Origin of the sequence: Cellulomonas fimi ATCC 484, assembly GCF_000212695.1 — a bacterium.
GTDB classification, from domain to species: domain Bacteria; phylum Actinomycetota; class Actinomycetes; order Actinomycetales; family Cellulomonadaceae; genus Cellulomonas; species Cellulomonas fimi.
In genome coordinates, this window is record NC_015514.1 from 1,552,609 (window position 1) to 1,577,725 (window position 25,117).

Below are 25,117 nucleotides of genomic sequence, written 5' to 3' on the forward strand. Positions count from 1 at the left end.
GTCTCGGGTCCTCGACGACGCGAGGGGGCTCGGTGACGGACGCGACGCTGGAGCACGAGGGCAGGGCGGGCGACGACGCCCACGCGGCTGCACGGCCCAGGTCGTGGCTCGTGGAAGGGGTCGGCGTCCTGGTCGGGACGCTCCTCGTCGGGTACGTCGCGTCGACCGTGCTGGTGCTCGCGCTCGCGCCGACGTCCGCGTCGTCGCTCCTCGTGCAGCCGCTGTCGTACCTCGGGTCGCTCGCGACGGGAGGCCTGCTGCTCTCGCTCCTGCTCCTCGTCCCGACGGCGTGGTGGGTGCGCGAGGCGCCGGCGCGTCGACGGGTCGGGTGGTACGTGCTGGCCTCGCTCGTGCCGCACGCGGTGGTGCTGCTCGTGCAGTCGGGCACGCGGGCCCTCGCCGGGGACGTGCAGGCGGCGGGCTGGCTCGCGGGGGCGTCGCTGGTCGGCCTCGTGGCGCCCGTGGTCGAGGTCGCGCTCGCGGCGGCGGTCGTCGTGAGCTGTGCCGAGCGGTGGCGGGCCGGTGTGCCGTGGCGCGGCACCGCGGTGGTCCGCGGCGTCGAGGTGGCGGGCCTGGGACTCGGGGTGCTGCTCGTGGTCGCGCTGTTCTTCCAGTTCCTCGACGTGAACCTCTCGCTCTACGGGGACCAGCCGCCGCCGACGGCCGCCGACGGGTCGCGGTACGTCGTCACGGCGGTCGCGTGCCTCTCGCTCGTCCTCGCCGGGACGGTGGCGGCCGGGGTGGGGCGGCACATCGGGGTGCTGGGCCTCGGCATCGTGCTGCTGCTCGTCGCCGCCGTGGCGGCGGTCGTGCTCGCGGTGCCGGGGGACCGGTTCGAGTACGAGCCCCCGCGCCAGGAGCGGCCCGCGTACGAGCCCTGCTACAGCGGCAGCGGCGACTGCGTCGGCGGATGACCCCGTGACGCGGGGCGCCGGCCGGGCCTAGCGTCGGCGGATGGGCTTCGACGTCGACCCGGACGCGTACGACCGCTTCATGGGGCGGTTCTCGGCGCCGCTGGCCGACGAGGTGGTCGCGACGCTCGGCGTGGGCCCGACCGACGCGGTCCTCGACGTCGGGTGCGGGCCGGGCGCGCTGACGTCGCGGCTCGTCGGGCGGGCGGGGCGCGTCGCGGCGGTGGACCCGGCGGAGCCGTTCGTCGCGGCGGTCCGGACCCGGCTGCCGGACGTGGACGTGCGTCGTGCCGGCGCGCAGGACCTGCCGTTCGACGACGGCACGTTCGACGTGTCGGTCGCGCAGCTCGTCGTGCACTTCCTGCCCGACCCCGTCGCGGGTCTGCGCGAGATGCGACGCGTGACGCGGACCGGCGGGACGGTCGCCGTCTGCGTGTGGGACCACGCGGCGCGCGGGCCGCTCGCGGCGTTCTGGCGTGCGGTGCGCGACCTCGACCCCGCGTCGCCGGGGGAGGACCTGCTCCCCGGCGTCCGGCGCGGGCACCTCGCCCGGCTGTGCCGGGACGCGGGCCTGGCCGTGGACGACGACGGCGAGGCGACGGTGTCGCTCCGGTTCGACGCGTTCGCCGACTGGTGGGAGCCGTTCACGCTCGGTGTCGGGCCGGCGGGGGACCACGTCGCGGGGCTCGACGCCGCCGGGCAGGCGCGGCTGCGTGACCGGTGCGCGCAGGTGCTCGGCCCGCCGCCGTTCACGGTCGACGCCACCGCGTGGGTCGTGCGCGCACACGTCTGAGCGTCGTGCGGCGACGGCTCCCCTCCCGCACCGCCTCCCGGTCGGGCGTCCTGCTCCGGTATCTGCGCCCCGCCGCGGTGCCCCTGAGTCGGCAGGCCGGACGTCCCGGCACCGACCGCACCTCGGAGCGCACCACCATGAGCCGGATCCTGTTCTCCCTCACCCCGATCACCGGGCACGTCCGCCCCGCGCTGCCGCTCGTGCGCGCGCTCGTCGACGCGGGTCACGACGTCGTGGTCTGCACGGGGTCGAAGTTCGCGGACGCGGTCCGGGCGGCGGGCGCGACCGCGGCGCCCGTCGTGCACGGCCGCGACCTGGACGACGCCGCGCTCGACGACTGGGCGCGCGAGCACCACGCCCCCGAACCCGGCGTGAAGCGGCTGCAGTGGGACGTCACGCAGCACTTCCTCGCGCCCGTCCCCGGGTACCTGCAGGACCTCGAGGACGTCGTCGCCCAGGGGCGGCCCGACGTGGTGGTCCTCGACACGACGAGCGTCGCGGGCGCGCTGCTCGCGCAGCGGCACGGCATCCCGTCGGTCCAGGTCACGGTCACACCGCTGCCGGTGTCGAGCCGCGACACCGCACCGTTCGGCACGGGCCTGCAGCCGCCGCGCACGGCCCTGCAGGCGCTGCGCTACCGCCTGCTCGACGCCGTCGTGAAGCGCGTCGTCTTCCGGGCCGCGCAGCGCCGGGCGCTCGCGCTCGTCGCCGAGGTCGGCCTGCCGCGTCCCGAGGGCTTCTTCCTCGACTGGATGCCGACGTTCGCGACGCGCGTGCTGCACACGTCGGTGCCGTCGATGGAGTACCCGCGCAGCGACCTGCCGGGCACGGTCGAGACCGTCGGCGCGATCCTGCCCCGCGGCGTCGACGCGTTCGACCCGCCGGCGTGGTGGGACGAGCTCCCGGCCGCACGGGCCGCGGGTCGGCCCGTCGTGCTCGTGACGCAGGGGACGGTCGCGACCGACCCGGCGCGCCTGCTGCTCCCGGCGCTCGAGGCGCTCGCCGACCTCGACGCGCTGGTCGTCGTCACCACGGGGACCGCGGAGCCGCAGGACGTCCTGCCGCGGCTCGCGCCGCACGTGCGGGCGGCCCGCTTCGTGCCGTTCGACCGGCTGCTGCCGCACGTCGACGTCATGGTGACGAACGGCGGGTTCGGCGGCGTGCAGCAGGCGCTCGCTGCCGGTGTGCCGCTCGTGGTCGCGGGACGCACGGAGGACAAGGCCGAGGTCGCCGCGCGGGTCGCGTGGGCCGGCGTGGGGGTGGCCCTCCCGACCGACCGGCGCACCGACGCCACCACGGCGCGGGCCGTCGCCGACGGGGTGCGGCGGGTGCTGGGCGACGCGTCCTTCGCGCGCCGGGCGGGCGAGGTCGCGCGGGAGTACGCGCGGTACGACGCGGTCGGTCGCGTCGTCGAGGTGGTCGAGGAGCTGGCGTGGGCCCGGCAGGGGGAGCGGACGGCAGCGACCTGACGAGGTCCGGTCGGGCGCTGGTCGGCTTTGGCGGACGGTCGTCGCGGTGGCGTACCATCGAGGGTCGCCTGCGCGCGCCCGAGCGGCCCGCGCAGCCCGCACACCGCCCGGCGGCCCGACTTCGCCGGTACACCCGATCCCTCTGGAGACCATCGAAGTGAAGAGCGCCGTCGAGACCCTGGAGCCCACCAAGGTCAAGCTGACCGTCGAGGTGACGTACGACGAGCTCAAGCCGAGCATCGACCACGCGTACCAGCACATCGCCGAGCAGGTGAACGTCCCGGGCTTCCGCAAGGGCAAGGTGCCCCCGCGCATCATCGACCAGCGCGTCGGCCGCCCCGCGGTCATCGAGCACGCCGTCAACGAGGGCCTGTCCGGCTTCTACGCCGAGGCCGTCCGCGAGAACAAGCTGCGCCCGCTCGGCCAGCCCGAGGTCGAGGTCACGAAGGTCCCCGGTCTCGTCCCCGGCGAGGACGCCGGCGAGCTGCACTTCACCGCCGAGGTCGAGGTCCGCCCCGAGATCACGGTCCCGGCGCTCGACGGCCTCACGCTGACCGTCGACGACGTCGAGGTGTCCGACGAGGACGTGCAGGGCCGCCTCGACGCGCTGCGCGAGCGCTTCGGCACGCTGGTCGGCGTCGACCGGCCCGCCGCCGAGGGCGACTTCGTCGTGCTCGACCTGACCGCGTCGATCGACGGCGAGGAGGTCGACTCGGTCTCCGGCGTCTCCTACCAGATCGGCTCCGGCAACATGCTCGAGGGCCTCGACGAGGCGCTCACGGGCCTGTCGGCCGGCGAGACCACGACGTTCGAGACGGCGCTGGCCGGCGGCGAGCGCGCGGGCGAGCAGGCGCAGGTCTCGGTGACGGCGACGACCGTCAAGGAGCGCCAGCTGCCCGACGCCGACGACGACTTCGCGCAGCTCGCCTCGGAGTTCGACACGCTCGAGGAGCTCACGGCGGACCTGCGCGAGCAGGCCGGTCGCATCAAGGCGTCGAACCAGGCCGTGCAGGCGCGCGACCTGCTCCTCGAGAAGCTCCTCGAGGGCACCGAGATCCCCGTCCCGCAGGGCGTCATCGACGCCGAGGTGCACCGTCACCTCGAGGGCGAGGGTCGCCTGGAGGACGACGAGCACCGCACCGAGGTCGGGGAGCAGGCCACGACGGCCCTGCGCAACCAGATCCTGCTCGACACGCTCGCCGAGCAGCTCGAGATCAAGATCAGCCAGCAGGAGCTGCTCGACTACCTCGTGAGCGCGTCGCGCCAGTACGGCATGGACCCGAACACGTTCATCCAGACCGTCGACCAGCAGGGCCAGATCCCGGCCATGGTCGCCGAGGTCGCCCGCTCCAAGGCGCTCGCCGTCGCGCTGCGCCGCGTGGCCGTCGTCGACGGCGCCGGTGCGGCCGTCGACCTGTCGGAGTACATCGGCACGGACGAGGAGGACGCCGCCGCGGACGCCGCGGAGGCCGTCGCCGAGCAGGGTGCGACCGACGCCGCGACCGACATCTCGGCGCTCTCCGACGCGCCGGTCGAGGCCGAGGACGCCAAGGCCTGACCGCCCCGCACACCGCTCGAGGGCCCCGCACCGCAGGTCGGTGCGGGGCCCTCGTCGTCGCTGCTGCGCCGACAGCGAAACGGGCCGTGACGGGGACATGGGCGGGCCGCGGCTCGCGTTAGGGTCACTGCAGCGCCCGCCCCCCGGGGTGTGCGACGCAGAACCAGCAGGACCGTGCGTCCTCGTGACGCGACCGCCAGACGAAGGAGCCTTCGTGAACGTGCAGGTGCCGGCGATGGCCCGGGCAGACTCCCCGGGTCTCGGCCTCAACGACTCCATCTACAACCGACTGCTCCGCGAGCGCATCATCTGGCTGGGCTCCGAGGTCCGCGACGAGAACGCGAACGCCATCTGCGCGCAGATGATGCTCCTGGCCGCGGAGGACCCGGACAAGGACATCTGGCTGTACATCAACTCGCCCGGCGGCTCGATCACGGCCGGCATGGCGATCTACGACACGATGCAGTACATCCAGCCGGACGTCGCGACGATCGCGATGGGCATGGCCGCCTCGATGGGGCAGTTCCTGCTCTCCTCGGGCGCCAAGGGCAAGCGGTACGCGACGCCCCACGCCCGCGTCATGATGCACCAGCCGTCGGGCGGCATCGGCGGCACCGCGACGGACGTGCGCATCAACGCCCAGCTGATCCTGCACATGAAGACGGTGCTGGCCGAGCTCACCGCGGCGCAGACCGGCAAGAGCGTCGAGCAGATCAACGCCGACGCGGACCGTGACCGCTGGTTCACCGCTCCGGAGGCCCTGGAGTACGGCTTCATCGACCACGTCGTCGAGACGGCCGGGTCCGTCACGGGCGGCGGCGGCACCGCCTGAGCGGCGCCCACCCCCGACGACCCTTCGCGACCCTGAGGAGACCCTCGTGAGCATCGAGTCCCAGTTCATCGCCCGTGCGGGCCGGCTCGCCGGCCCGGGCGGCCTGGCCCCCCAGGGGCCGTCGGGCCGCTACGTGCTGCCGCAGTTCGAGGAGCGCACGGCGTACGGCTTCAAGCGGCAGGACCCCTACACCAAGCTGTTCGAGGACCGGATCATCTTCCTCGGCGTGCAGGTGGACGACGCGTCCGCCGACGACGTGATGGCGCAGCTGCTCGTGCTCGAGAGCACGGACCCGGACCGTGACATCACGCTCTACATCAACTCGCCCGGCGGCTCGTTCACGGCCCTCACGGCGATCTACGACACGATGCAGTACATCAAGCCCGAGCTCGTCACGGTCTGCCTCGGGCAGGCCGCGTCGGCGGCGGCGGTGCTGCTCGCGGCCGGCTCGCCGAACAAGCGCCTCGCGCTGCCGAACGCGCGCGTGCTGATCCACCAGCCCGCGATGGAGGGCGGCGGCTACGCCCAGGCGTCCGACATCGAGATCCACGCGAACGAGCTCATCCGCATGCGGGAGTGGCTCGAGGAGACGCTCGCGCACCACACGGGGCGCGACCTCGGCCTGGTCCGCAAGGACATCGAGCGCGACAAGATCCTCACGGCCCAGCAGGCCAAGGAGTACGGGATCGTCGACCAGGTGCTCGAGAGCCGCAAGGGCGTGCGCCCGACGGTGCTCCAGCCGTCCTGACGCACCTGCGGACGCCGCCGCGGCCCACCGGCCCGGCGGCGTCCCGGGGTGCGGGACGCAGGTCCTGGAGGTCGGGCATTCCGGACGACCGTCCGAGGGACACGCCGCGCGCCACGGCGAGGTTCGGCTGACATCGGGCCCGCCGTGGTGTGCAATGGGGGGACGTCACCGCCGCGGCGGTGACGGGGACGACGCACCGCCCGACGGGCGGAGGGCGGACACGGAGGAAGGGGACACACGTGGCTCGTATCGGGGACGGAGCCGATCTCCTCAAGTGCTCGTTCTGCGGGAAGTCCCAGAAGCAGGTCAAGAAGCTCATCGCGGGCCCCGGCGTCTACATCTGCGACGAGTGCATCGAGCTGTGCAACGAGATCATCGAGGAGGAGCTCGCCGAGGCCACCGAGGTGGGCATGGTCGAGCTCCCGAAGCCGAAGGAGATCTTCGACTTCCTCGAGCAGTACATCATCGGCCAGGAGTCCGCGAAGCGGGCGCTGTCCGTCTCCGTGTACAACCACTACAAGCGCGTCCAGGCCGGTGAGCTGGGCCGCGGCTCCGACGACCACGTCGAGATCGCGAAGTCGAACATCCTGCTGGTCGGCCCGACGGGCACCGGCAAGACGTACCTCGCGCAGACGCTGGCCCGGATGCTCAACGTCCCGTTCGCGATCGCCGACGCGACCGCGCTGACGGAGGCCGGCTACGTCGGCGAGGACGTCGAGAACATCCTCCTCAAGCTCATCCAGGCCGCCGACTACGACGTCAAGAAGGCCGAGCAGGGGATCATCTACATCGACGAGATCGACAAGATCGCCCGCAAGAGCGAGAACCCGTCGATCACGCGCGACGTCTCGGGCGAGGGCGTGCAGCAGGCGCTGCTCAAGATCATCGAGGGCACGACCGCGTCGGTCCCGCCGCAGGGCGGCCGCAAGCACCCGCACCAGGAGTTCATCCAGATCGACACGACGAACGTGCTGTTCATCGTGGCCGGTGCGTTCTCGGGCCTGGACGACATCATCGCCGCGCGCGCCCGCAAGCGCGTCGTCGGCTTCGGCGCCCCGCTGCTCGAGTCGCACGACGAGGGCGACCTGTTCTCCGAGGTCCGCCCCGAGGACCTGCAGAAGTACGGCCTGATCCCGGAGTTCATCGGGCGCCTGCCCGTCGTCGCCGCGGTGTCGCGGCTCGACCAGAGCGCGCTCGTCCGGATCCTCACCGAGCCGCGCAACGCGCTCGTCAAGCAGTACCAGCGCATGTTCCAGATCGACGGCGTCGAGCTGGAGTTCGAGGACGAGGCCGTCGCGGCGATCGCCGACCAGGCGCTCCTGCGCGGGACCGGTGCGCGCGGTCTGCGGGCGATCATGGAGGAGGTCCTCCAGCAGGTGATGTTCGAGGTGCCGAGCCGCGACGACGTCGCGCGCGTCGTGATCACGCAGGACGTCGTGCTGGAGAACGTCAACCCGACCCTGGTGCCGCGCGAGACGCCGCGGGACAAGCGCACGCCGCGCGAGAAGAGCGCCTGACCCGACGCTGCCGGCCGCCGTCCCACCTCAGCGCGGGCGGCGCCGCCGTCCCACGGCCTTGACCGCCTCGACGACGAGCAGGACCACCACGGCCGTCGCGGCGGACAGGGCCCAGTCGCGCGGTCCGATCGGCGCGGACTCGAACCAGTCGTGCATGAACGGCGCGTAGGCGAACACGAGCTGCAGGAGCAGCAGGACGCCGACCGCGAGCCACACGACGCGGTTCCCGACCAGGACGCGCGGGGTCAGGCTCGACCGGTGCAGGAAGCGGCACGAGAACAGGAACGCGACCTGCCCGAGCACGAGCGTCGTGACGGCGCTCGTCTGCGCGACGCCGTCACCCGCGCCGAGCTGCTTCTCCAGCAGGTAGACGCCGAGCGTCGCCCCGCCGATGAGCAGCGACGCCCACACGACGAGCACGAGCGAGCGCCCCGACAGCACGGACTCCGACGGTGAGCGCGGTGGGCGGTCCATGATCCCGGGCTCGGCCGGCTCGTAGGCGAGCGCGAGCGACAGCGTGACCGCGGTGACGAGGTTGACCCACAGGATCTGCACGGGGGACAGGGGCAGCGCCAGGCCGAACAGCACCGCGACGAGGATGACGAGCGACTGCGCGCCGTTGGTCGGCAGCAGGAACACCACGGACTTGCGGATGTTGTCGTAGATCCGCCGCCCCTCCTCGACGGCCCGCTCGATGGTCGCGAAGTTGTCGTCGGCCAGGACGATCTCTGCCGCGTCCTTCGTGGCCTCGGTGCCCTTGATCCCCATCGCGATCCCGACGTCCGCGCGGGTCAGGGCGGGGGCGTCGTTGACGCCGTCACCGGTCATGGCGACGACCTCGCGGTGCGACTGCAGCGCGCGCACGATGCGGATCTTGTGCTCCGGGCTCGTGCGGGCGTACACGTCGACGTCCTGCACGCGTGTGCGCAGCTCCTCCTGCGTCATGGCCTCGAGGTCGGCGCCCGTGAGCGCCTCGACCTGCTCACCGGGCGCGACGATGCCCAGCTCGCGCGCGATGGCGACGGCCGTGCCGACGTGGTCCCCGGTGATCATCTTGACCGCGATGCCGGCGCGGTGGCACTCGGCGATCGCCGCGACCGCCTCGGGGCGGGGCGGGTCGACGATGCCGACGACACCGAGCATCTCGAGACCGTCGAGGTCCTCGACCTCGAGCGTCGGGCGGGAGGACCCGGCGGGACGGGTCGCCGCGGCGAGCACCCGCAGGCCCTGCGCGCCGAGCTCGTCGACGGCGGCCTCCCAGCGGGCCCTGTCGAGCCGTTCGGACGTCCCGGCGTGCCCGCGCTGCGTCGTCGCGCGGTCGAGCAGCCGGTCCGGGGCGCCGAGGACGTGCACGCGCACCTCGCCGTCGGGCAGCCGGTCGAGCGTCGCGGAGAACTTGTTCGCCGACTCGAACGGGACGGCCGCGAGGCGCTGCGCACCGTCGGTGCTGCCCCCCGCCTTGAGCGCGAGCGTCGTGAGCGCCCCCTCGGTGGGCTGCCCGACGACCCGCCAGTGCCCGGCCTCGTCCGCCACCACGCGGGCGTCGTTGCACAGCGCCGCGGCCCGGACGAGCGCCGCGAGGTCGTCGTGCGCGTCGAGCGGCGCGTCGGCCCCGTCGGACGTGACGCGGCCCGCGGGCTCGTAGCCCAGGCCCTCCACCCCGTAGGTCCGCACCGCGGTGACGACGGTGCGGGCCGTCATCTCGTTCTTCGTCAGCGTGCCGGTCTTGTCGGAGCAGATCGTCGTCACCGAGCCCAGCGCCTCGACCGCGGGCAGCTTGCGGGTGATGGCGTTGCGCCGCGCCATCTGCTGCACGCCCAGCGCGAGGGTGATCGTGACGAGCGCGGGCAGCCCCTCGGGCACGGCGGCGACGGCGAAGCCGATCGCGGCGGAGATGAGCTCGGGCGGGTCCCAGTCGTGGATCACGCGGCCGATGACGAGCATCAGCGCCGCCATCGCGAGGATCCCGCGCGAGAGCAGGGTGCCGAGGCGGTCGAGCTGCTGCTTGAGCGGCGTGTCGAGGTGGTCGACCTCCGCGACGAGCGCCTGGATGCGGCCGATCTCGGTGCCGCCGCCCGTCGCGGTCACCACCGCGATCCCCGTCCCGGCGGCGACGATGGTGCCGGAGAACAGCATGCTCGACCGGTCGCCCACGCCCGCGTCCGAGCCGACGGGCGCCACGTCCTTGGCCGAGGGGACCGACTCGCCCGTCAGCGCCGCCTCCTCGACCTGGAGGTTCGTCGCGTCGAGCAGCCGCGCGTCAGCCGGGACCTTGTCGCCGGAGCGCACCCGGACGACGTCCCCGGGCACGAGCAGGTCCGCGTCGACGGACGTCCAGTGCCCGTCGCGCAGCGCGGTGGCCTCGAGCGAGAGCATCGTGCGGATGCCGTCCAGCGCGCGCTCGGCCTGCCCCTCCTGCAGGAAGCCGACGACCGCGTTCGCGACCGCGACCACGAGGATGACGGTGAAGTCGACCCAGTCGCCGAGGAACGCCTTGAGCACCGCCGCGGCGAGCAGGATGTAGATGAGGACGTCGTCGAAGTGCCGCAGGAACCGGACGACGGCCGACGCACGGGGCGGCTCCGGGAGCCGGTTGGGCCCGACCTCGTCGAGGCGGCGGGCCGCGTCGGCACCGCTCAGGCCGCTCGCGTCGACGTCGAGCGCGGTGAGCACCGCGTCGGGCGGCTGGGCGTACGGGTTCAGGTCGAGGACGGTGGACGCCAGGCTCATGTCGTCACCTCGGTCATCGGGTGTCCGTTGCCTCGCATCGTGGCACGACGTGCCCCTCGCGCGCCGCCCCCAGGCAGGGTCAGTACGGCCCGGCCGGCACGCGTCCGGGGCCGCCGGACCCGTGGGCGGCCCCGCCCGGTATCGCGGCGGGCGGGTGCACGCCGAGCAGGTCGAGCACCCGCGCGTGGGCGTCCCGCCCGTCCGCGGCGACCTCCGCCACGACCCGACCCGCGTCGAGCACGAGCACACGCCCCGCGAGCCGCACCGCCTCCGCGGGGTCGTGCGTCACGAGGAGCGTCGCGCAGCCGTGCCGGGCGTGCAGGCGTACCAGCAGGTCCTGGGAGTGGCGCCGCGTCAGGGCGTCGAGCGCGCCGAAGGGCTCGTCGAGCAGCAGCACGGGCGGCCGGCGCACGAGCGCCCGCGCGAGCGCCACCCGCTGCGCCTGCCCGCCCGACAGGTGCGTCGGCCAGGCGTCGGCGCGGTCCGCCAGGCCCACGGCCGCGAGCGCGTCGCGGACGGCGCCCGTCCGGCCCGCGCGCGGCAGCCCGAGACCGACGTTCGCGGCGACCCGACGCCACGGCAGCAGCCGGTGCTCCTGGAACGCGACGCCGGCCGCCCCGGCGAGGGTGACCCGCCCCGCGGCCGGCTCCTCGAGCCCGGCGAGGACCCGCAGCAGCGTCGACTTGCCCGACCCCGAGCGACCCACGAGCGCCACGAGCTCGCCGCGTCCGACCGTCAGGTCGACGCCGTCGAGGACGGTGCGGTCGCCGTAGCGCACGCGCACGCCGTCGGCGCGGACGCCCGCGCCCGCGACGGTCGCCTGTCCCGGCGTGCCCGTCACGGGCGGGACGCGGTGACGTCGAGGGAGACGCGCGCCATGTCGGGCTCGGCGGCGACGAAGCCGAGCTCGGCGTAGTCGCGGGCCAGGGCCTGCAGGCGCGCCACGCCCGCGTCGTCGACGGGCACGATCGCGGGGACGTCGAAGGTGCGGATGACCGCGACCGCCTCGTCCGGTGCACCCGCCGCCGCGTAGAGATCGGCGACCTGCGCCGGGTCGTCCGCGACCGCGGAGGCCTGCGCGACCAGCCCGTCGTAGAGCGCGCGCACCGCGTCGGGATGCTCCTGCGCGAACGCGCGCCGCACGACGTGCACCGAGGCGTTGTGCGACCCCATCGCGTCGCCGCGGGCGAGCACCACCGCGCCCCGCGTGCTGCTCGCCGTCGCGAAGAACTGGTCGTAGGTGGACCACGCATCGATCGAGCCGGCGGCGAACGCGGCGGCGGCGTCGGAGTCCGGCAGGTACACCTTCTCGACGTCGTCGCCCGTGAGCCCGGCGTCGGCGAGCGCCAGCGCCAGGACGTAGTCGCCGGTGCCGCCCGGTGCCGGACCGACCGCGACCGTCCGCCCGCGCAGGTCCGCCACGCCGGCCGCGGGCACGCCGGGTGCCGCCACGACGCCCTGGCTGTCGCCCGAGTACGTCTCCAGCGCGAACGCGACGAGGTCCTGGTCGTCCGCGGCCCACGTCACGAGCCGCGACGCGCCCGTCGAGCCCGCGTCGGCCCGGCCCGCGAGCAGCGCCTCGTAGGCCACGGGCGGCACCGTGAACGGCCCGAGCCACTCGGCCCGCGCACCGGCCGACCCCAGCGCGTCGTCGACGTGCCCGGACGCGCGGCCCAGCGTGAGGGCGTTGGCCGTCGACAGCTCGGCGACCCGTACGGTCACCGCCTCGCCGTTCGCGGCGGTGCCGGGACCGGCGCTGCCGCCGGAGGTCGCGGGTGCGCAGGCGGCGAGCACGGTCGCGGCGACGAGGGTGGCGACGAGGGCGGGTCGGTTCACAGCGGGCTCCGATCGACGGGCCGGAGGCTCCGGCGCGGGAGCCGTGGGCGGGCGCGCCACGGCTGGAGGCGGAGGTCGAGGGCGCGCACGCCCGCGTCGGTCGCCGCGCCGAGCACCGCGTAGAGGGCGACGCAGACGAGCATCACGTCGACGCGCGCGTACTCGCGGGCGGCGGTGAGCAGCGCGCCGACGCCCTCGGCCCCGGTCGTCTCCGCGACGACGAGCGCGACCCAGCCCACGCCGAGCCCGTACCGGACGCCGACGAGGGCCCCCGGGACGGCCCCGGGCAGCAGCACGTGCACCGCCACCGAGCGGCGTGACAGGCCGCAGGTGCGGGCGGCGTCGACGAGGAACGGGTCGACCTCGCGGACCGCCGCGCACGTCGCGACGTACACCGGGACGGCGGCCCCGACCGCGACGAGGACGACCTTCGCCGTCTCGCCGACGCCGAACCACACGACCGCGAGCGGGACGAGCGCGGTGAGCGGGACGGCGCGGAGCATCTGCACGGGCCGGTCGACGAGCACGTCGACGAGCCGCCACGTGCCGGCCGCCAGGCCGAGCACCAGCCCGGCGAGCACCCCGACCCCGGCACCGACCGCGAACCGGACGAGGCTGACACCGAGAGCGGGACCGAGGGTGCCCGCGACGACGAGGTCGGCACCGGCCGCCGCGACGGCCCACGGCGCGGGGAGCCCACGTGCACCGGCACCCGCGGCCAGCGACCACACGGCCAGCACCACGACCACCCCGAGCCACGGCACGAGAAGCTCCCGCGCGCGCGTCAGCGCCGCCCCACCCATCGCGTCCCCCTGCTCCGGTCGGTGGCGCGACCGTAGCGACCCGCCGCACCCGGACCGGGAGTCGTCCCAGGTGCTGGGCGCGGCAGCGGACCCGGCGACGGGCGCCCGGGAGGTGCGCCTAGGATCGCCGACGTGAGCGACCTGCCGAGCCCGATCCCGAGCGACCTGGCGCGGCTGCGCCACAGCATCGACAACATCGACGCGGCGCTCGTCTACCTGCTCGCCGAGCGGTTCAAGGCGACGCAGCAGGTCGGCGTCCTCAAGGCCGAGCACGGCCTGCCCCCGTCGGACCCGGGCCGCGAGGAGCAGCAGGTCGCGCGCCTGCGGGACCTCGCGCACCAGGCAGACCTCGACCCGGTGTTCGCGGAGAAGTTCCTCGCGTTCATCGTCGAGGAGGTCATCCGCCACCACGAGGCGATCGCGCAGGACCACGCGGCGGAGCGCGCGCAGCAGGTCTGACCCGCCCCGGGGTGGCGGGCCGACCGCATCCGGACGAGGGTAGGAGGGGTCAGCTCCGGCAGGCAGCGCGGGCGCTGCACGTGCCGCGCGCCCCGCCGGGGACCGTCGACCCACTCACGAGGTGCTGCATGGATCTGCACTGGCTGAAGCCCCTGCTCGGGCGCCCGGCGCCGTTCACGACCGTCTACCTGGACGTGACACGCGCCGACGTCGCAGGGGAGGCCGAGGCGGCCGACCGGTGGAGGGCCGTGCGCCGTTCGCTCGAGCGCGAGGGAGCGCCCGCGGCCGTGCTGGACGAGATCGGCGAGCTCGTCGCCGTGCCGACGGGCGTGAAGGGGCCGCACGGCCGGGTCGTCGTCGCCGACGCCGAGGGGGTCCGCGTCGACCGCGTGCTGTCCGAGCCGCCCGCCCAGCCGCTCGCCGTGTTCGGGCCTGCCCCCGCGCTGCTCCCCGCCGTGCGGGCCGCGGAGGAGACCGTCGACTACGTGCTCGTCGAGGTGGACCGCAACGGCGCGGACCTCACGTGGCACACGGGCGACGCCGGCCGCACGGGCGACGGGAGCGACGTCGAGCACGTCGAGGGCGGCCACGACGACGTGCACAAGGTCAAGGAGGGCGCGCTGTCCCGCCGGACGCAGACGCGCGCCGAGGACTCGTGGGAGCGCAACGCGGAGGCGGTCGCCGCGACGCTCGCCCGCCGGGTCGCCGAGCGTGCGCCGGACCTGGTGATCCTCACCGGTGACGTGCGGGCCGTGGGGTTGGTGCGCGACGAGGTCGACCAGCACGTGCGGGAGGTCCTCGTCGAGGTGCCGGGCGGGGCGCGCGGCGAGGGCGTGAAGCGGGACGCCTTCGGCGCGAAGGTCGCCGACGCCCTGGACGCGTTCCGCAACCGGCGGCGCGAGGCGGTGCTCGCCCGGTTTCGCGAGGGGCAGGGTCGCGGCGGCGGCACGGTCACGGCGATGGACGACGTGATCGACGTGCTGCGCCGCGGCCAGGTCGACGAGCTCGTGCTGCACGAGTCGACGCTCGCGTCCGGCCTCGCCGACACCGAGCTGTGGGTCGGGCCCGAGCCGCTGCAGGTCGGCACGAGCGGCGCCGACCTCGACGCGCTGGGCGTGGGCGAGGACGCGCGGCGTCGGCTGCCCGCGGGCGTCGCGCTGGTGCGGGCGGCGCTCGGTCAGGACGCGGGGGTGACGTTCGCCGAGGACGGCAGCGTCGAGCTCGTCGACGGGATCGGCGCCGTGCTGCGCTGGTCGGACGGCTCGACGCCGAGCGAGTCGGTGCCGACGCAGTCCGCCGACCAGCGCCGCCTGCGCAACGTGGTCTGACGCGAGGCCCGCCGCCGCGCGGCGACAGCCGTCCGGTCGTCGCCGCGCGGTGTGCTGCGGGTGTGCTCGTCGGCCGCGGGGAAGGCGGCGCGTCAGCCGTCGCCGCGGGTGTCCACGTACAGCGCGTCGATGTCCGCGGCGAAGTCCTTGAGCACGAGAGCGCGCTTCACCTTGAGCGAGGGCGTGAGGTAGCCGTTCGCCTCGGTGAGGTCGGTCGGCAGGACGCGGATCTTGCGGATCGACTCGGCACGCGAGACGGCCTCGTTGGCGCGCTCGACCGCCCGGTCGAGCGCCTCGAGCACGCGCGGGTCGGTCCCGGCCGTGACGGCGTCCATGGCCGGCATCCCGTGGTTGGACAGCCAGCCGGGCAGCATCTCCTCGTCGAGCGTGACGAGCGCGCCGATGAACGGGCGCTGGTCGCCGACGACGACCACCTGGCTGACGATCGGGTGGCCGCGCAGCCGGTCCTCGAGCACCGCGGGGGCGACGTTCTTGCCGCCCGCGGTGACGATGATCTCCTTGGTGCGACCGGTGATGCGCAGGTAGCCGTCGTCGTCGAGCGTGCCCAGGTCACCCGTGCGGAACCACCCGTCGACGAGCGCGTGCGCGGTGGCCTCGGCGTCGTGCCGGTAGCCGCGGAACACGTGCGGGCCCGACACCCAGATGCCGCCCTCGTCGTCGACGCGCACCGCGGTGCCGGGGAACGCCGGGCCGACGGACCCGACCTTCGTCAGGCCTGGGCGGTTGACGGTCGTCGGCGCGGTCGTCTCGGTGAGGCCGTAACCCTCGAGCACCCGCACGCCGATGCCGCGGTAGAAGTGCCCGAGCCGCTCGCCGAGCGGCGCCCCGCCCGAGATCGCCCACTCGGCGCGACCGCCCAGGGCGTCGCGCAGGCGCCGGTGCACGAGGCGTCCCGCGAGCCGGTGCTGCGCGGTGAGCGCGGCCGACGGGCCCGACGGGGTGTCGAGCGCACGCGAGTAGGTGATCGCGACCTTGGCGGCCCAGCGGAACAGGCGCAGCTTCGTGCCGCCGCCGGCCTTCTGCTCGGCGGAGTTGTAGACCTTCTCGAAGACGCGCGGCACCGCGAGCACGAACGTCGGCTGGAACGCCGCCAGGTCCCGCAGCAGGTTGCGCGTGTCCGGGGTGTGACCGAGCACGGCACCCGAGGGGATGCAGAGCACCTCGATGTACCGGGCGAACACGTGCGCGAGCGGCATGAACAGCAGCGTGCGCGAGTGCGGCTCGGCGCAGACCTCCGCGAGACCGGCGACGCCGTTGAGCGTGTGCACGACGAAGGTGCCGTGCGTGAGCTCGACGCCCTTGGGCCGTCCCGTCGTGCCCGACGTGTAGATCACCGTCGCGAGGTCGTCGCGGCCCGCGAGGGCTGCCCGCCGGTCGATCTCCTCGTCCGGCACCGCGGCACCGTCGGCGACGAGCGCGTCCAGACCGCCGTCGTCGATGACGACGACGTGCGCGAGACCGGGAAGGTCGTCCCGCACCTGGCCGACGACCTGCGCGTGCGCGGGCGTCTCGACGACCGCGACCTTGGCGCCGGTGTCCGCGGCGATCCAGCGGACCTGCTCGGGCGACGACGTCTCGTAGACCGGCACGCCCACGGCGCCCGCGGTCCAGATCGCGAAGTCGACGAGCGTCCACTCGTAGCGCGTGCGCGACATGAGGGCCACGCGGTCGCCCGGCTCGACGCCGCGGGCGACGAGGCCCTTGGCGACCGCCCGGACCTCGGCGGCGAACGCGGCGACGGTCACGGGCACCCAGGCGCCGTCCGGCCCTGTCGGGCGCTCGGCGAGGACGCCGTCGGGGTCGCGTGCCAGCCGCTGGGCGAGCAGGCCGGGGATGTTGGCGCGCTCGTCGACCTGGACGTCGGTGGGGGAGTCGAACTCGCGCACGTCAGACCGCCTGCACGAGCGCGGCGTCGCGCGCGACGACCTGCTCGCCGTCGGCGTCGACCAGCTCGAGCGTCCCGACGACGCGCCCGGCGGCCCGCACGTCGTCCAGCGCGACGTCGACACCGGCGCGCAGCGCGGCGGGCACCGCGAGCGCGACCGCGCTGATCTCGGTCCGCATCGACACCTTCGCCTCGGACTTCACCTTGCGCAGCGCCGCGAGCGCGGCACCGGCGGCGGCGACGACGCCCGGGTCGGCGTCACCCGCGGCAGCGCGCAGCGGTGCGGCGTCGGGCCACGGCGCGCGGTGCACCGAGCCCTCGCGCCACCACGACCAGACCTCTTCGGTCGCGAACGGCAGCACGGGCGCGAACAGCCGGAGCATGACGTCGAGCGCGAGCCCGAGCGCGGCGCGGGCCGACGCGGTCTCGGCGGACACCTGCTCGGCGCCGGCGCCGTACGCGCGGTCCTTGACGAGCTCGAGGTAGTCGTCGCAGAACGTCCAGAAGAACGTCTCCGACAGCTCCAGGGCGCGCGTGTGGTCGTACGCGTCGAGCGCCGCGGTGGCCTTCTCGACGACGTCCGCCAGGCCCGCGAGCATCGCGCGGTCGAGGTCGACCGTGACGAGCGCGGGGTCGAGGTCGGCGGTGCCGAACGACAGCGCGAACTTCGAGGCGTTGAGGATCTTGATCGCCAGGCGGCGGCCGATCTTCATCTGGCCGACCTCGAACGCGGCGTCGGTGCCGAGGCGTGCGGACGCCGCCCAGTAGCGGACCGCGTCGGAGCCGTGCTCCTCGAGCAGGCCCATGGGCGTGACGACGTTGCCCTTGGACTTCGACATCTTCTTGCGGTCGGGGTCGAGGATCCAGCCGCTGATCGCCGCGTCGGACCACGGCAGGCTGCCGTGCTCGAGGTGCGAGCGGACCACGGTCGAGAACAGCCAGGTGCGGATGATGTCCTGCCCCTGCGGGCGCAGGTCCATGGGGAACACGCGCGCGAACAGGTCGGGGTCCGTGCGCCAGCCGCCGACGATCTGCGGCGTCAGCGAGCTCGTCGCCCAGGTGTCCATGACGTCCGGGTCGCCGACGAAGCCGCCGGGCACGCCGCGCTGGTCGGCCGTGTAGCCCGCGGGCACGTCGGACGAGGGGTCGACGGGGAGCTGGTCCTCGGACGGCAGCAGCGGCGCACCGTGGTCGGGCTCGCCGTTCTCGTCGAGGCGGTACCAGACGGGGAACGGCACGCCGAAGAAGCGCTGCCGCGAGATGAGCCAGTCGCCGTTGAGGCCGCCGACCCAGTTCTCGTAGCGGACGCGCATGAACTCGGGGTGGAAGCCGAGCTCGGCACCGCGTGCGAGCAGCGCGTCGCGCAGCTCCGCGTCGCGGCCGCCGTTGCGGATGTACCACTGGCGGCTCGTGACGATCTCGAGGGGCTTGTCGCCCTTCTCGTAGAAGTTCGCCTTGCGCTGCGTCTTGACCGGCTCGCCGTCGAGGTCGCCCGATGCCCGCAGCCCGGCCACGACCGCCTCACGTGCGGAGAAGGTCGTCTTGCCGGCGAGCTCGGCGAACGCCGCCTGCCCCGCCTCGGTGGTGATCCACTCCGGCGTCTCACGCACGAGGCGACCGTCGCGGCCCACGACCGAGCGGGTCGGCAGCTGCAGCTCGCGCCACCACTGCACGTCGGTCAGGTCGCCGAACGTGCAGCACATCGCGATGCCGGCGCCCTTGTCGGGCTCGGCGGCGGGGTGCGCGAGCACCGGCAGCTCGACGCCGAACAGGGGCGAGGTGACCGTCGTGCCGAACAGGTGCTGGTAGCGCTCGTCGTCGGGGTGCGCGATGAGCGCGACGCACGCGGGCAGCAGCTCGGGGCGCGTCGTCTCGATGTGGACGGGCTCGCTCCCATCCCGGTGGAAGGCCACGCGGTGGAACGCGCCCGGGTAGTCGCGGGCCTCGAGCTCGGCCTGCGCGACGGCCGTCTGGAACGTCACGTCCCACAGGCCCGGGGCCTCGGCCTGGTACGCCTCGCCGCGCGCGAGGTTGCGCAGGAACGCCTGCTGCGCGACGGCGCGCGCCTCGGCGGACACCGTCTGGTACGTCATCGACCAGTCGACCGACAGGCCCAGGTGGCGCCACAGCGCCTCGAACTGGCGCTCGTCGTCGGCCGTCAGGCGCTCGCACAGCTCGACGAAGTTGCGGCGGCTCACGGGCACCTGGTCGGCGGGCTTGACCGGCTTGCCGTCCGTGCCCTCGTGCGGCGGGACGAAGTCCGGGTCGTAGGGGAGCGACGGGTCGCAGCGCACGCCGTAGTAGTTCTGCACGCGGCGCTCGGTGGGCAGGCCGTTGTCGTCCCAGCCCATCGGGTAGAAGACCTCGCGCCCGCGCATGCGGCGGAAGCGCGCGACGACGTCGGTGTGCGTGTAGGAGAACACGTGGCCCACGTGCAGCGAGCCCGACACCGTGGGCGGCGGGGTGTCGATCGAGTAGATCTCCTCGCGCGTGCGCGACCGGTCGAACGCGTACAGGCCCTGCTGCGTCCACGCGGCGTCCCAGCGCTGCTCGAGCCCGTCGAGCGAGACCTTGTCCGGTACCGCCCGCGTGCCCGTGCTGCCAGGGGTCGTCGAGGGGGCGGTCGGGTTCAGGTCGCTCATGGGCACACATCCTCCCAGATCCGCGGGGTCGGACCGTGCCCGTCGGGAACACGCCCGACACATGGCGGGGTTAGTGTCGCCGAGGGCCCACCCGCACGGGGTGGCGTGCCCGGCACCGACGAGGGAGAGCACGCGGGTGAGTGTGACGGCGAACGGTCTGACGGTCGGCTACGCGGCGATGCTGGAGCAGTTCCACCCGACGGAGGCCGTGGCCCTGTCCGCGTACGCCGAGGAGCACGGCTTCTCGGGCGTCATGGCGGCGGACCACTTCCAGCCGTGGGTGCCGGCGCAGGGGCAGTCGTCCTTCGTCTGGAACGTGCTCACCGCGATCGGCGAGCGCACGCGCGGCGACTTCGGGCCCGGCGTGACCGCCCCGACGTTCCGCTGGCACCCCGCGATGGTCGCGCAGGCGTCGGCGACGCTCGCCGCGATGTACCCCGGGCGGCACTGGCTCGGGCTCGGGTCCGGCGAGGCGCTCAACGAGCACATCATCGCCGAGTACTGGCCCGAGGCGCCGGAGCGCATCAACCGCATGTTCGAGGCCATCGACATCATCAAGAAGCTGTTCACCGCGTCGCTCGCGGGGCGCGACGTCAAGCACGCCGGGCAGTTCTACAAGCTCGAGTCCACGCGGCTGTGGACCATGCCGGAGGAGGCGCCCGAGATCCTCGTCGCGACCGCCGGTCCCGTGACGGCGAAGCGCGCGGGCAAGCACGCGGACGGGCTCATCACGGTCGGCGCGCCGCTGGAGAAGATCAGCGGGCTGTTCGGCAAGTTCCACGAGGGGGCGCGCGAGGCCGGCCGCGACGGCGAGGCCATGCCGAAGGTGCTGCAGCTGCACCTGTCGTGGGCGCCGACCGACTCCGAGGCGCTGGCCAACGCGATGCACGAGTGGCCCAACGGCGGCATGAAGTTCCCCAAGGCCGACATCCGCTCGCCGTTCGACTTCGAGCAGATGGCCAAGCTCGTGCGGCCCGAGGACTTCGAGGGCCGCATGGTCATCTCGTCCGACCCCGACGTGCACCGGGCCGAGATCCAGAAGTACGTGGACCTCGGCTTCGACCGCGTCTACCTGCACAACGTCGGGCGCAACCAGCGCGAGTGGATCGAGGTCTTCGGCGAGCAGGTGCTGCCGAAGCTGGTGCGGTGATGGACGGCGAGCTGCGGGTCTGGGCGCCCGCCGGGCTCGGCGAGGTCCGGCCGGGCGACGACCTGGCCGCGCTCCTCGTCGAGCTGCTGCGCGCCGACGCGGCCGCCGTGCCGGGGCGGGCGCTCGCGGACGGCGACGTCCTGGTGCTCACGAGCAAGGTCGTCTCGAAGGCGGAGGGGCGCGTGGTCGCCGCCGCCGACCGCGAGCAGGCGATCACCGACGAGACGGTCCGCGTCGTGGCGACGCGCGAGCACGCGTCCGGGGTGACGCGGATCGTGGAGAACCGGCTGGGGCTGGTCATGGCTGCGGCGGGCGTGGACGCGAGCAACACGCCCGACGGGACCGTGCTGCTGCTCCCGCTCGACCCCGACGCGTCCGCCCGGCGCGTGCGGGCGGTGGTCGCCGCGGCGCTCGGGGTGCGCGTCGGGGTGGTCGTGAGCGACACCGCGGGTCGCCCCTGGCGCCAGGGCGTGGCCGACCTCGCGATCGGGGCCGCGGGGGTCGCCGTGCTGGACGACCTGCGCGGGCAGGTCGACAGCTTCGGGCGGCCGCTGACGATGACGGTGACCGCGGTGGCCGACGAGATCGCCGCGGCGGGCGAGCTCGTCAAGGGCAAGGCGTCGGGGCGGCCGCTCGCCGTGGTGCGGGGCCTCGCGCACGTCGTCACCGACGACGACGGGCCCGGGGCGCGTGTGCTCGTGCGCACGGGGGACGAGGACATGTTCCGGCAGGGGAGCGCCGAGGCGTACGCGCAGGGCTGGAAGGACGCGCTCGAGCGCGACTGACCGCGCTCCGGCGCGCCGCGCGCGCCCGCTCCCGACGCAGGTCGTCCCCGTGCGACACCACGCCTGACACCATCCGACGCCACATTGGTGTCACAAGGGCTTGCGATGACACCACGGTGGTGTCATGCTGGTTCTATGGAACTCGGGCAGTACGTGAACGACCTCCAGCGTCAGCTCCTGGACGCCGCGGAGCACGGCGGGGACGACACCCGCGCCGTCGCCGAGCGGCTCGCCGCGGGCCTCGACGCCGCCACCCGCCTCGTGCTGCTCGACGCGCTGTCGGCCGCCGCCGGCGAGATCACGCGTGACCTCGCCCCCGGCTCGGTCGACGTCCGCCTGCGCGGGCGCGAGGTCGAATTCGTCGTGACCCAGCCCGCGTCCGAGAACGACGTCGAGGAGACGAGCACGGCGACGGCCGCGCCCGTCGACCTCGACGACGTGAGCACCTCGCGCACCACGCTCCGCCTGCCCGACGCGCTCAAGGCGCGCGTCGACGAGGCGGCCGCCGCCGACGGGCTGTCCGTCAACGCGTGGCTCGTCCGCGCGATCGCGGCAGCACTGCAGCCCAAGCAGCGCCGATCCGCGCAGCGCACGCTGCGCACCGGCGACAGCTTCGCCGGCTGGGCCCGCTAGCCCAGCACCGCTCCACCCCGGGACGACCGGGAACCACCGAGCACCACCAGCCCCGCGGACCCGCGGGGTCGGACGAGCACACCCTGACAACGGGAGGCGTCAGCATGCCCACCTACAGCACCCCCGAGGCCATCGACCTCGCGGTCCACGTCCCGGTCGGCGACCTGCGCGTCGTCGCGAGCGACCGGACCGACACGGTCGTGACCCTCGCGCCGTCGAACCCCGCGAAGGACGGCGACCACCGAGCCGTCGAGGAGACGAAGGTCGCGCTCGACGGACGACGGCTCACCGTCCTCGGCCCCCGGCCCCGCCTGAGCTGGATCGGCCCCGGCCCGTCCGAGTCCGTCGACGTCACCGTCGAGCTGCCGGCCGGGTCACGCCTGACCGCGGAGCTCTCGGTCGGCACCGTGCACACCGTCGGACGGCTCGGCGCGACGCGAGCCAAGAGCTCAGCCGTTCACCTCGGCACGACGGGCGACCTGTGGGTCCGTGCGATGCACGGCGAGGTCGAGGTGGAGCACGTCGAGGGCACCGCCGAGATCACGGCCGACCACGGCCGCGTCCGGCTCGGCACGGTCGACGGCGACGCCGTGGTCAAGGCGTCGCACGGCTCGGTCCACGTCGAGGAGTCCCGGGGCGACCTCGAGGCCAAGCTCTCGTACGGGGACCTCGACATCGAGCGGGCCCTCGGCTCGGTCGGCGCGAAGACCGCCTACGGCTCGATCCGTCTCGGCGAGGTGTCGAGCGGGTCGATCCAGGTCGAGAGCGGCTACGGGCAGGTCTCCGTCGGTGTGCGCCCCGGCGTCGCCGCGTGGCTCGACCTGTCCTCCAAGGACGGCCGCGTCCGCAACCAGCTCGACGGCGAGCGCACGCCCGACGAGGGCGAGCTCACCGTCGCGGTCCGGGCGCGCACGCGCTCGGGCGACATCACGGTCCAGCACGCCCGCTGAGCGGGCACCCACCACCACGAGAAGGGAACGCGACACCTCATGAGCACCAGCACACAACCCGCCATCCGCGTGCGCGGCGTCGAGAAGTCGTTCGGCGACCTGCACGTCCTGCGGGGCGTCTACCTCGACGTCGCACCGGGCAGCATCTTCGCCCTGCTCGGCTCGAACGGCGCCGGCAAGACGACCATGGTCCGGATCCTGTCGACGCTGCTCGCTCCCGACGCCGGCACCGCCGTCGTCAACGGGTTCGACGTCACGACCGCACCGCGCGACGTGCGCGAGTCGATCAGCCTCACGGGGCAGTTCGCGGCGGTCGACGAGATCCTGTCGGGCCGCGAGAACCTCGTCCTGGTCGCGCGCCTGCGCCACCTCGACGACCCGGGCGCGATCGCGGACGACCTGCTCGCCCGGTTCAGCCTCACCGACGCCGGGTCGCGGCGCGTGTCGACCTACTCCGGCGGCATGCGGCGACGTCTCGACATCGCGATGAGCCTCGTCGGGCACCCGACCGTGCTGTTCCTCGACGAGCCGACGACGGGGCTCGACCCGGAGGCGCGGCAGGAGGTCTGGCAGGTCATCCAGGGCCTCGCCCGGCAGGGAACGACGGTGCTGCTCACCACGCAGTACCTCGAGGAGGCCGAGCAGCTCGCCGACCGCATCGCGATCCTCCACCAGGGCCGCATCATCGCGAACGGCACGCTCGCCGAGCTCAAGGCGCTCCTGCCGCCCGCGACCGTCGAGTACGTCGAGAAGCAGCCGACGCTCGAGGAGATCTTCCTCGCGCTCGTCGGGACCCGCGCCACCACCGACTCCCAGAAGGACCCGTCATGAGCACCCACGCCTACGCCGACACCCGCGCCCTCACGGGCCGGTCGCTGCGCCACATCAGCCGCAGCGCCGACACCATCATCACGACCGCGCTCACGCCGATCGCCCTGCTGCTGCTGTTCGTGTACGTCTTCGGTGGCGCGATCGAGAGCGGGACCGCGAACTACGTCAACTACCTGCTGCCCGGGATCCTGCTCATCGCGATCGCGTCCGGCATCGCCTACACGGCCGTCCGGCTGTTCACCGACATGCAGAGCGGCATCTTCGAGCGGTTCCACTCGATGCCGATCGCCCGGTCGTCGGTGCTGTGGGCGCACGTGCTCACGTCGCTCGTCGCCAACGGGATCACGGTCGTGATCATCGTGGTCGTCGGGCTCCTGATGGGCTTCCGCACCTCGGCGGGCGTCGGGGCGTGGCTCGCGGTGGCCGGGATCCTCGCGCTGTTCACGCTGGCTCTCACCTGGCTCGCCGTCATCGCCGGGCTCACCGCGAAGTCCGTCGACGGGGCCGCGGGCTTCTCCTACCCGCTGATCTTCCTGCCGTTCATCAGCTCGGCCTTCGTGCCCACCGAGTCGATGCCGGGCCCGGTGCAGTGGTTCGCCGAGCACCAGCCGGTGACGTCGATCGTCGACACCATCCAGCACCTGTTCGCGGGCGAGCCCGTCGGCAACGACATCTGGGTCGCGCTCGGCTGGTGCGTGGGCATCCTCGTCGTCGCCTACCTCGGCGCGATGTCCGCCTACCGGCGCCGCGTGCGCTGATGTCGCACCGCCCGAACCCCGTCCGGAACCCGGACTGAGGCGCCAGGATCCTCGACCGCACGCCGGTCGGGGATCGTGGCGTGTCAGCCCTCGGCCGCCGGCGTCGCGGCGGCGACCTGCGCGGACTGCCCGGTCGCGCCGGCCTCGCCCGCCGGGATCGGCTCGGCGACCACGGCGGTGCCGTAGACGCACACCTCGCTGAAGTTGCCGACCGCGCCCGTGTCGAACCGCATCGCCACGACCGCGTTCGCGCCGCGCTCGCGCGCCTCGTCGACCATGCGCCGCATGACCTCGTGGCGGCTCTCGTACATGATCGTCGTGTACTCGGGGATCTCGCCGCCGCCGATGGCGCGCAGGCTCGCGGTGAACGCACCGCCGATGTTCGTCGAGCGCACCGTCAGGCCCATGACCTCGCCCAGCACCGCCTGGATGCGGTAGCCGGGGATCTCGTTCGTCGTCACCACGATCACCGCTGCAT

22 protein-coding genes are annotated in these 25,117 nt (G+C 74.0%); 15 read left to right on the top strand and 7 right to left on the bottom strand.

The window, feature by feature from the left end; genetic code table 11:
* Positions 1-32 precede the first annotated feature (32 nt).
* From CELF_RS07185 to clpX, 7 genes are all read left to right on the top strand, one after another.
* Positions 33-914 carry a DUF6234 family protein gene (locus tag CELF_RS07185; RefSeq protein WP_013770587.1) on the top strand — a complete coding sequence of 294 codons (882 nt, stop codon included), beginning with the start codon at positions 33-35 and terminating at the stop codon, positions 912-914.
* A gap of 40 nt (positions 915-954) precedes the next feature.
* Entirely contained in the window at positions 955-1,704 is a 750-nt protein-coding gene (locus tag CELF_RS07190; RefSeq protein WP_013770588.1) for a class I SAM-dependent methyltransferase, read from the top strand.
* A gap of 137 nt (positions 1,705-1,841) precedes the next feature.
* On the top strand, positions 1,842-3,173 hold the full coding sequence (locus CELF_RS07195; protein ID WP_013770589.1) for a glycosyltransferase: 1,332 nt from the start codon (positions 1,842-1,844) through the stop codon (positions 3,171-3,173).
* A 157-nt stretch (positions 3,174-3,330) separates the two neighbouring features.
* The gene (gene tig / locus CELF_RS07200; protein ID WP_013770590.1) at positions 3,331-4,731 is read left to right on the top strand and encodes a trigger factor; all 1,401 of its coding nucleotides are present in this window, start codon (positions 3,331-3,333) and stop codon (positions 4,729-4,731) included.
* 214 nt (positions 4,732-4,945) lie between these two features.
* Entirely contained in the window at positions 4,946-5,563 is a 618-nt protein-coding gene (locus CELF_RS07205; RefSeq protein ID WP_013770591.1) for an ATP-dependent Clp protease proteolytic subunit, read from the top strand.
* A 46-nt stretch (positions 5,564-5,609) separates the two neighbouring features.
* On the top strand, positions 5,610-6,311 hold the full coding sequence (locus CELF_RS07210; protein WP_013770592.1) for an ATP-dependent Clp protease proteolytic subunit: 702 nt from the start codon (positions 5,610-5,612) through the stop codon (positions 6,309-6,311).
* 239 nt (positions 6,312-6,550) lie between these two features.
* Complete coding sequence (clpX, locus tag CELF_RS07215; protein ID WP_013770593.1) at positions 6,551-7,828, top strand: ATP-dependent Clp protease ATP-binding subunit ClpX; 1,278 nt, start codon at positions 6,551-6,553, stop codon at positions 7,826-7,828.
* A 27-nt stretch (positions 7,829-7,855) separates the two neighbouring features.
* On the opposite strand, the gene CELF_RS07220 is transcribed toward clpX, so the two are convergent.
* From CELF_RS07220 to CELF_RS07235, 4 genes are all read right to left on the bottom strand, one after another.
* Complete coding sequence (locus tag CELF_RS07220; RefSeq protein ID WP_013770594.1) at positions 7,856-10,558, bottom strand: cation-translocating P-type ATPase; 2,703 nt, start codon at positions 10,556-10,558, stop codon at positions 7,856-7,858.
* 79 nt (positions 10,559-10,637) lie between these two features.
* Complete coding sequence (locus tag CELF_RS07225; RefSeq protein ID WP_013770595.1) at positions 10,638-11,399, bottom strand: ABC transporter ATP-binding protein; 762 nt, start codon at positions 11,397-11,399, stop codon at positions 10,638-10,640.
* On the bottom strand, positions 11,396-12,394 hold the full coding sequence (locus CELF_RS07230) for an ABC transporter substrate-binding protein (RefSeq protein WP_013770596.1): 999 nt from the start codon (positions 12,392-12,394) through the stop codon (positions 11,396-11,398). The genes CELF_RS07225 and CELF_RS07230 overlap by 4 nt, the downstream gene beginning before the upstream one ends.
* Entirely contained in the window at positions 12,391-13,158 is a 768-nt protein-coding gene (locus tag CELF_RS07235; protein WP_169317630.1) for an ABC transporter permease, read from the bottom strand. Before CELF_RS07235 ends, CELF_RS07230 begins: the two co-directional genes overlap by 4 nt.
* A 171-nt stretch (positions 13,159-13,329) precedes the next feature.
* Between CELF_RS07235 and CELF_RS07240 the strand changes: the two genes are divergently transcribed.
* Both CELF_RS07240 and CELF_RS07245 read left to right on the top strand, forming a co-directional pair.
* Positions 13,330-13,656 (top strand): chorismate mutase, encoded by a 327-nt coding sequence (locus tag CELF_RS07240; RefSeq protein ID WP_013770598.1) that lies wholly within the window; start codon positions 13,330-13,332, stop codon positions 13,654-13,656.
* A gap of 128 nt (positions 13,657-13,784) precedes the next feature.
* Positions 13,785-14,984: a baeRF2 domain-containing protein gene (locus CELF_RS07245; protein ID WP_013770599.1), complete on the top strand. Its 1,200-nt coding sequence runs from the start codon at positions 13,785-13,787 to the stop codon at positions 14,982-14,984.
* 92 nt (positions 14,985-15,076) lie between these two features.
* On the opposite strand, the gene CELF_RS07250 is transcribed toward CELF_RS07245, so the two are convergent.
* A complete protein-coding gene (locus CELF_RS07250) occupies positions 15,077-16,891 on the bottom strand; it encodes an AMP-dependent synthetase/ligase (protein ID WP_013770600.1) in 1,815 nt (604 codons plus the stop codon).
* Between the two features lies 1 nt (position 16,892).
* Positions 16,893-19,532 (bottom strand): valine--tRNA ligase, encoded by a 2,640-nt coding sequence (gene valS / locus CELF_RS07255; protein WP_013770601.1) that lies wholly within the window; start codon positions 19,530-19,532, stop codon positions 16,893-16,895.
* 178 nt (positions 19,533-19,710) lie between these two features.
* Between valS and CELF_RS07260 the strand changes: the two genes are divergently transcribed.
* From CELF_RS07260 to CELF_RS07285, 6 genes are all read left to right on the top strand, one after another.
* Entirely contained in the window at positions 19,711-20,682 is a 972-nt protein-coding gene (locus tag CELF_RS07260; RefSeq protein WP_041553973.1) for a TIGR03557 family F420-dependent LLM class oxidoreductase, read from the top strand.
* Positions 20,682-21,467, top strand: coding sequence for a coenzyme F420-0:L-glutamate ligase (locus tag CELF_RS07265; RefSeq protein WP_013770603.1), 786 nt, complete (start codon positions 20,682-20,684; stop codon positions 21,465-21,467). Before CELF_RS07260 ends, CELF_RS07265 begins: the two co-directional genes overlap by 1 nt.
* Before the next feature lie 135 nt (positions 21,468-21,602).
* Complete coding sequence (locus CELF_RS07270; protein ID WP_013770604.1) at positions 21,603-22,100, top strand: toxin-antitoxin system HicB family antitoxin; 498 nt, start codon at positions 21,603-21,605, stop codon at positions 22,098-22,100.
* 104 nt (positions 22,101-22,204) lie between these two features.
* Positions 22,205-23,050, top strand: a complete 846-nt coding sequence (locus CELF_RS07275) for a DUF4097 family beta strand repeat-containing protein (protein WP_013770605.1) — start codon at positions 22,205-22,207, stop codon at positions 23,048-23,050.
* Between the two features lie 39 nt (positions 23,051-23,089).
* Entirely contained in the window at positions 23,090-23,881 is a 792-nt protein-coding gene (locus CELF_RS07280; protein ID WP_013770606.1) for an ABC transporter ATP-binding protein, read from the top strand.
* Positions 23,878-24,639: an ABC transporter permease gene (locus CELF_RS07285; protein WP_013770607.1), complete on the top strand. Its 762-nt coding sequence runs from the start codon at positions 23,878-23,880 to the stop codon at positions 24,637-24,639. The genes CELF_RS07280 and CELF_RS07285 overlap by 4 nt, the downstream gene beginning before the upstream one ends.
* Positions 24,640-24,722: 83 nt before the next feature.
* On the opposite strand, the gene CELF_RS07290 is transcribed toward CELF_RS07285, so the two are convergent.
* Positions 24,723-25,109, bottom strand: a complete 387-nt coding sequence (locus CELF_RS07290) for a YbjQ family protein (RefSeq protein ID WP_013770608.1) — start codon at positions 25,107-25,109, stop codon at positions 24,723-24,725.
* Positions 25,110-25,117: the final 8 nt, after the last annotated feature.